Below are 2,061 nucleotides of genomic sequence, written 5' to 3' on the forward strand. Positions count from 1 at the left end.
ATTGCCATTTCCTTTTGGCATTAAGTTTACTGTTACGTCAGTACTATCTACTGGAGTTAATTGGTTATTTCCATTTCCATTAGCATTATTTTTAGGTTTGTATTTATTTTCATTTGTATCATAATAGAAGTTTTTAAGTTCAGATTCTTTGTATAACTTATTGTCTTGTCCTCTTACAACTTTTTCATTATTATTTGTTGAATATTCAAATGGCCCATTAGCTATTTCTTTTATCTTATTATCTACATAGTTCTTGTTAACTGCTATGCTTCCATCTGTTTCATCTGGTGATATGTCTTTAAGTCCTGTTATAGAACCTTTTTCACCATCTATTTTTATTGAGTCTTTTCCATCTTTTCCTTTTACAGCTATTGTTCCACCATTATCTTCAGCTTTTATTGTTACTGATTCTTTTCCGTCCTTACCTTTTACAGTTAATCCTGATTTTTCAATTGTTGTGCTTGTTTTATCCTGTGAATTAGTGTCTTTTGGTCCAAATGTTACCTTATCTGCTGTAAGATTAGATTTACTATCATTACTTGTAACTTCTACACCATCAGGCATTATTTTTGTTTTCTTTCCATCTACTTCTTTAGTCTCTATGCTATTTAATCCTTTAATGTCTTCTGCAAGCTTAACATCTAAGCCATCACCAGCTGTATTCTTTTCAACCTTTATGTTATCTTTTGCTGTTCCACCTGAAACTGTTCCCTCACCTTGTATCTTTAAAGTTTCTCCTAGTTTTTTACTTATTGATTGTCCGTCATTACCTTGGAATGATATTTGTTTATTTTCAAATTTTGTTAAATTTTCTTTTGATTTATTTATAGCATTATCCAATGCTGTTAAAGCATCTCCTACATTAGTGTAATCTGTTGCAGAATCATTTCCAGCTTTTAGGTTATATTTAGGTCCTGTAACATTACCATCATTGCCTATTGTTGCTCCTCCACCTAAGGCTTCTACATATTTTTTAAGTTGTGATACATTTACAGCATCTTTATCTGATGTTCCATTTGCTACATTTGATATCTTTATATTTTCTCCTGATTTAGCAAATTTTAATTCTTTTCCTCCAACTTTTAATGTAGTAGTTGAATTATTGTTTCCATTACCAAATATTAAGCTATTATCACTATCTTTTCCAATTTTAGTAACTCCTGTTAAAGAATCTTTTGTTATTTCTACTTTATCATTACCATTTTCTATAGATATCTTATTTGCAGAAATAGTTGTTTTATCTCCATCTTTATTGCTTATTTCACTAGATGAAGCTGTTATGCTATTTTTATCTTGTTTTCCACCAGTTTTATCCATTAATGTTATATCTGTTTTAGTTAAAGTAGTTGTTTTATTACCATTACCATCTTTATCTGTAATCTTTAACTCTCCTGCTGATAATGTTGTCTTATCTACATTATTTTTTAATTCTACATTTTCAGATGTAACTGATGTTTCTTTACTATCTTTACCTGTAACTTTAAGTCCGTCTTTTGATAATATTGATTGTCCATCATTTGCATTCTTTTTAGTAGTTATACTTTCTATTTCAACTAATTTTTCAGCTAATCCTATTGTAAGTGTCTTACTATCTTTATTTGTGCTAACTATTAAGTTATTTTTAGCCGTTCCACTAGTAACTGTTCCTTCTCCTACAATACTAAGCTTTTCTCCTATTTTAACAACAGCTTCTTTACCATCATTTCCAGAAAATTTTAACTCTTTATCATTTAATAAGCCTGAAGCAACTTTTTTAAGTTGAGCTACATTTACTGCATCTGTATCCTTTTCTCCTGCTGATACTCCTGTTATTCTTCTAGTGTCAGTTGATCCATTACCTATAGCAAGCTCTCCCTTAGTTGGTTTCCATATTGAATCATTTTCAGTTGAATTTGTATTTTTAGTAACATCATAGCCTGCTTTACTTATATCAGCCGTATTCTTAGAAAAGCTACCTAACACTATACTATCTTTAGCTGTTGCTTTTGCTCCATTTCCTATTGCTATTGCATTTTCTGCATCTTTTTCAGTACTAGCATCATATCCTATAGCTATAGAATT

1 pseudogene is annotated in these 2,061 nt (G+C 30.1%); it reads right to left on the reverse strand.

Annotation, left to right across the window (positions count from 1 at the left end):
* Positions 1 to 2,061: pseudogene (locus BUE91_RS04980) on the reverse strand (adhesin); the annotation flags it as partial.

Origin of the sequence: Streptobacillus notomytis (assembly GCF_001902585.1) — a bacterium.
Classification (GTDB): domain Bacteria; phylum Fusobacteriota; class Fusobacteriia; order Fusobacteriales; family Leptotrichiaceae; genus Streptobacillus; species Streptobacillus notomytis.